The sequence below is a fragment of the Romboutsia sp. MSSM.1001216sp_RTP31141st1_G3_RTP31141_220114 genome, assembly GCF_039031195.1.
In the GTDB taxonomy this organism is placed as follows: Bacteria; Bacillota; Clostridia; order Peptostreptococcales; family Peptostreptococcaceae; genus Romboutsia_C; species Romboutsia_C hominis.
The window spans coordinates 1-4,920 of record NZ_JBCIUO010000040.1 but is presented as its reverse complement, the minus strand read 5'-3'; the positions used below and the strand labels follow the sequence as shown (position 1 = coordinate 4,920).

At 24.4% G+C, this 4,920-nt stretch carries 8 protein-coding genes; 4 read left to right on the top strand and 4 right to left on the bottom strand.

Going from position 1 to position 4,920, the window contains the following annotated elements; translation table 11 throughout:
- The first annotated feature begins 89 nt into the window (after positions 1–89).
- On the top strand, positions 90–338 hold the full coding sequence (locus ABCP60_RS15640) for a hypothetical protein (RefSeq protein ID WP_343102159.1): 249 nt from the start codon (positions 90–92) through the stop codon (positions 336–338).
- A 16-nt stretch (positions 339–354) separates the two neighbouring features.
- On the opposite strand, the gene ABCP60_RS15635 is transcribed toward ABCP60_RS15640, so the two are convergent.
- Positions 355–774 carry a hypothetical protein gene (locus ABCP60_RS15635; RefSeq protein ID WP_343102158.1) on the bottom strand — a complete coding sequence of 140 codons (420 nt, stop codon included), beginning with the start codon at positions 772–774 and terminating at the stop codon, positions 355–357.
- Positions 775–939: 165 nt separating this feature from the next.
- Between ABCP60_RS15635 and ABCP60_RS15630 the strand changes: the two genes are divergently transcribed.
- On the top strand, positions 940–1,728 hold the full coding sequence (locus ABCP60_RS15630; protein WP_343102157.1) for a hypothetical protein: 789 nt from the start codon (positions 940–942) through the stop codon (positions 1,726–1,728).
- A gap of 18 nt (positions 1,729–1,746) precedes the next feature.
- On the opposite strand, the gene ABCP60_RS15625 is transcribed toward ABCP60_RS15630, so the two are convergent.
- Positions 1,747–2,025 (bottom strand): CPCC family cysteine-rich protein, encoded by a 279-nt coding sequence (locus ABCP60_RS15625; RefSeq protein ID WP_343102156.1) that lies wholly within the window; start codon positions 2,023–2,025, stop codon positions 1,747–1,749.
- Between the two features lie 347 nt (positions 2,026–2,372).
- Between ABCP60_RS15625 and ABCP60_RS15620 the strand changes: the two genes are divergently transcribed.
- Positions 2,373–2,816, top strand: coding sequence for a LytTR family DNA-binding domain-containing protein (locus ABCP60_RS15620; protein ID WP_343102155.1), 444 nt, complete (start codon positions 2,373–2,375; stop codon positions 2,814–2,816).
- A complete protein-coding gene (locus ABCP60_RS15615; protein ID WP_343102154.1) occupies positions 2,813–3,259 on the top strand; it encodes a DUF3021 domain-containing protein in 447 nt (148 codons plus the stop codon). Before ABCP60_RS15620 ends, ABCP60_RS15615 begins: the two co-directional genes overlap by 4 nt.
- A 174-nt stretch (positions 3,260–3,433) precedes the next feature.
- Here the strand turns inward: ABCP60_RS15615 and ABCP60_RS15610 are convergent, their stop codons facing one another.
- Positions 3,434–3,997 (bottom strand): suppressor of fused domain protein, encoded by a 564-nt coding sequence (locus ABCP60_RS15610; protein WP_343102153.1) that lies wholly within the window; start codon positions 3,995–3,997, stop codon positions 3,434–3,436.
- A 426-nt stretch (positions 3,998–4,423) separates the two neighbouring features.
- A partial coding sequence (locus ABCP60_RS15605) for a GDP-mannose 4,6-dehydratase (protein ID WP_343102152.1) occupies positions 4,424–4,920 on the bottom strand: 497 nt, incomplete at its 5' end.

Genomic DNA, 4,920 nt, shown 5'->3' with positions numbered 1-4,920 from the left:
GTGTATAAGTGGTCCCTTCGGATTATATTTAGATTATTTCATGCACTATTTTGCATATTATGATTTCATAAAACTAGTGGGGTTTTCTTTTGGAACAAAATAAAAGATTATTAGATATAAAAGAAAAAATAAAACAATTAAAAGCTCAAAAACAAGCTATTATAAATAAGAAAAAAGAACGTAAAGCTAGAACTAAGAGATTAATTGAAATAGGAGCTATAATTGATAGTATGAGAATTAATACTGTTGATTTAGCAAATGAATTTAAAAATCATTTTATCAATAATGAAAAATCTAAATCATGGTTAGAAAAATTTATAGAAAAAAATAAGGCTTAATCTAAGCCTTATTTTTTTAATCATCATTAACTCTATTCATATTTTTAATATTTGCTATCGTTTTATTTCTAAAACGATATGTTGATATAGGATTATTTAACTCTCCATTTTGATTAGCCACAATATACTCTGAAAAATATACACCTATTAATTCATACTGTGAATGTTCTTCTAGTTTTTTATCTTTATTTTCTGGTTCGAGCTCTTGTCTTATTATATAATCTAAATATTCTTGAGTTCCAAATTTAATATTTAGATTATTTTCATCTAAATATTGTTGAAAAATTTCTTCTATTTCTCCAATTGTTATATCATCTTCTGAAGACTTAATAACTTCATTTTGTTTTAAGTTATTATCTATATTTTTATAAGCCAAATATACTAATGATAAACTTAGTACAACTAAAATCATTAAGTATATATATCTTTTTTTCAATATATTTTCCACTCCTTCTATAATTATATAAATAATTAAAAGATTAATACAATATTTTCATTATTTATTTCTTTAACTTTATATTATCATTCTTTGAAAACATTTTCATTTTTGTATAAAAATGTTATAATATGAAATATTTTTATTTAGAAAGGATTGTGAGAGATGAAAAAATTTTATAGTTTAATAATTTCAGCATTTTTATTTCTTAGTAGTTTTAATCTATCACTAGCTGATAGTATTGATTCTAATACAAAAGCGTTGGTTGATGAGGATGAGAATTTTGTCCTTATAATAAATGATAAAAATACTAACGAAAACGATATATCCTCTTATAACTTGTTAAATCATGTTGTATTTGAAGAAAAAAGAAGTGGTGATTATACTGAAGTTATAGTTAGAAATAGAAGTAGTTACAAATTAACTAATGCATCTATTAAACTAAATATCGACCGCTATAACGAAAATGGACGTTGGATTGGTGTTAGAACAAATACTTATTCAGGTGTAAACATTTCACCTGGTACTAGCAAAAGTTTAGGAAAAAAATATGACCCTTTAAAATATGGATTTGAAAGAATTAGAGGAACTATATCAGTTGTAGCTTCAGGTAAAAACTACCAGAGAAGTGCAACTAGAGAACGAATAAACAATCCATATAGATGGAAAAACATTAGAACTCTTGCAGATCATACAAAAAGACATAGTAAAGATTTTGGATTATCATACAATGAAATGGAATACTCTAAAAGAGCAAATCAGCTTTGGGGAAAAAGAACAAGCAAGGGATATCAATATAAAGTAGATAGTAGAGGAGAAACTATTAGAGTTTATCATCCAGCAACAAACTCATTTGGATCATATGATTTATATGGAAGAACAAAAACATATTATAAACCATCTAGAGGCAAAGCCTACTTTGATAGTCAACCAGGAATATTACATAAAAATTAAACTAAAAAAGACAGGAAGTTAAATTCTTGTCTTTTTTGATTTAATTCTCATCCACATTAAATCTTGTTTAAAATCAGATTTATCACCTGGTGACTCCTCTAAGGATGGATCACATATCCCATATAAAATAAAATTTTCTTGTGCATCTATTAAGCATGGTTTATTAGCTCCACCCCATAAATTAGGATATTCTGATTGTGAAGGGTCATCTTCCCATCTGCATAAAGGACAAATATAATATTCCCCTATTTCTTCTAAAGTTATATACCCACAACATGGGCAAGTATATTTACTCATTTATTTTCTCCTTTATTTATAAAAATAAATTTTAGATTATTATTTATATTTGTATTATACATATCTATCTTTAAGTTTTGTCTAAAATTATAAAATATTTATCAACTTATTTTAATTAGTTCTAAAATTCTACTTTAGGGACTTGTTGTATATTTAAGATAAAATTAAAACCCTTAAAATCCAAATAAATAGATTTTAAGGGCTTTTTTATTATATACATTCATCTATTATAAAAAAATAGTTTATATTTTTGACCACTTATAATTAATTTAAAGCCACCTATCGTAAATGCATTAACTCTAAATATATTTAGAATTATAATAATTAACATACAGGAGGTTTTCAAAATGAAAGTTGAGTTAAATATTAATAAAAATATAGAAGAAGAAACTATATCTATTTCAGTGAGAGAAACAAATCCTCAAATTACTCAAATTATTCAAATAGCTAACAGTCTTGTAAATCTAGATTTAAAACTGTATGGAAAATACGATAATAAAATTTATCCACTCAAGTTATCATCAATTTTAAGGTTTTATTCATCAGATAAAAAAATATTTGCACTAGTGGATAATATAGAAATGCTAATCGATTATCGGCTTTATGAATTAGAGGAATTTTTAGGTGAAAATTTTATAAGAATATCAAATACAGAAATTATAAACTTTGATTATGTTGACAATTTAGAAATCTATAAAGGTGGTTTGATAAAAATTATTTTTAAAAATAAAACTGAGACATATTCATCAAGAAGATACTTAAAAAAAATAAAAGAGAGGTTAGGACTATGAAAAAAGAACTCTTTAAAAGAATTTTATTTGGAATTTTTATTGGAACATTTATTGGCTTAAATATGGCTATAATTTTTTCATATTTAAGCAATACCGGTCAATTTTATCCAGCTCCAGTAATGTTTGTAAATAAATTTTCTAATAGTTTAAATGCAACAACGGCATCAGTTATTCTTTGGTCACTAATTGGTATTATTTTTTCTACAAGTAGCATGATTTTTGAATATACAGATTGGAGTATAACAAAAATGACAATAGTCCATTTTTGTATTACATACTTAGGATTTACACCTTTATCAATAATTTGTGGTTGGGTTATACCTAGATTGATGCCAATAGTTTTTTTTACAATAATATTTATTTTTATATATATCATAATATGGATAATATTTATGAAAAAGGCTAAAGAAGATATAAATATTATAAATAAACATATAAACTAATCTTAAAATTTCACTTTAAGGACTAGTTATGTATTTACAATAAAATCAAAGCCATTAAAATCCAAATAAATGGATTTTAATGGCTTTTTATTCTTTTAACTAAATCCTATACTTATTTCTATATATCTTTTATATAAATTTATATTTTTTGCTTATGTTAAACACTTTATTAATTTAGAAAATAGATTTTCTTCTCAAATTAAAAATATCTATTTTCATTTCTTCAAACTTTGATTCTAATACATCATATCCATTGTTTAAAGCATATTTCATTTCCTCATCTGATATCGGAACAATTAGTAGCCATACTATTTTCTTATTTTCAACTTCAAGAGTACTTAATCCTTCCCATAAAAAGGCGTTCATTAAATAAACATGTTTCATATCAGTATCTACAATATACTGTGATATTATATCAGAAATAATGTATCCATATTCACAATTGCCTGATTCTATTATTTCGAAAGCAGTAGTAGATACTATATTGGCAAATAATTCTTCTTTCATATCACATGCCCCTACTAACTCTAATCTTAAACTTTTATTGTTACTAATCATCCCTATGTCATAAGATGATAATCCAATAGTTGCGTACGAAACTACACCTATATATGGTCTATTTACACAAGATAAAATATCTATGCTTTTTTTATTTTCCTCATCCCAATAACGATAAACCTGTGGTTTCCCTCCTATTACTTCTAATTCTTTTCTTGCTATTATTTTATTAATATCCATATTGATTTCCCCTCACAAATCTATAAAATAACTATCTGAAAATCTTCATATTCATGTATTAATTTATATTTTGTTATGCCACGTTTAAATTTTTTATTTTATAAAAAAGTATATCAAAGTTTAGATTTAACTACCTATTTTTATAACTAGTTCTGAAATTCTCGTTTAAGGACTTGTTATGTATTTACGATAAAGTTTTTTAATGAACTATTTATACTCTGTTATCAATATTTCATCAAAATTTAGGTAGTTAATTACTTAAAATAAAAAACAAGGATTGTTAAATCCTTGTTTTTTGCATCTTTCAGATTTTAAAAGTTATGTATCTTCATCTAAACAATAACTTCTGATAAAAATTTAGCACCTCTTTATTTAAATCACTATAAATCATCATCCATAGTTTTAAACTATTCAGTTAATAATAGTTTAACCATTATATTCATTATTTGATTTTCTCCAATTATAATCTGATAAAATAATATCTTTTAGAGAATATTTTGGCTCCCAACCTAAGATTGAAAATACCTTATCACAATTTGCTAAAACACTAGCTGGATCTCCTTTTCTCCTCTCTACAAATTTATAATTTAAACTTTTATTAGTAATTTTTTCAACTTCATCCACTATGTCTTTAACCGAAAATCCTTGTCCTGACCCTAAATTAAATATATTAGATTTATTATTTTCAAACATATATTTCATTCCTAAACTATGGGCATTTGCTAAATCTAAAACATGTATATAATCTCTTATGCATGTTCCGTCTTTAGTATCATAATCATTTCCAAATATATATAATATATTATTTTGACCTAGGGCTGTCTTGTTAGCATTAGGTATTATATGCGTTGGATTTTTAACTCTTAATCCATTTGAGTTATCTGGTTCAGCACCAGCAACATTAAAGTATCTAAATATTACAT

Bases quoted from the DNA above. Each gene is read 5' to 3' on its own strand.
- ABCP60_RS15630 (WP_343102157.1), top strand. From the start codon at position 940: ATGAAAAAATTTTATAGTTTAATAATTTCAGCATTTTTATTTCTTAGT.
- ABCP60_RS15625 (WP_343102156.1), bottom strand. From the start codon at position 2,025: ATGAGTAAATATACTTGCCCATGTTGTGGGTATATAACTTTAGAAGAA.
- ABCP60_RS15620 (WP_343102155.1), top strand. From the start codon at position 2,373: ATGAAAGTTGAGTTAAATATTAATAAAAATATAGAAGAAGAAACTATA.
- ABCP60_RS15615 (WP_343102154.1), top strand. From the start codon at position 2,813: ATGAAAAAAGAACTCTTTAAAAGAATTTTATTTGGAATTTTTATTGGA.
- ABCP60_RS15610 (WP_343102153.1), bottom strand. From the start codon at position 3,997: ATGGATATTAATAAAATAATAGCAAGAAAAGAATTAGAAGTAATAGGA.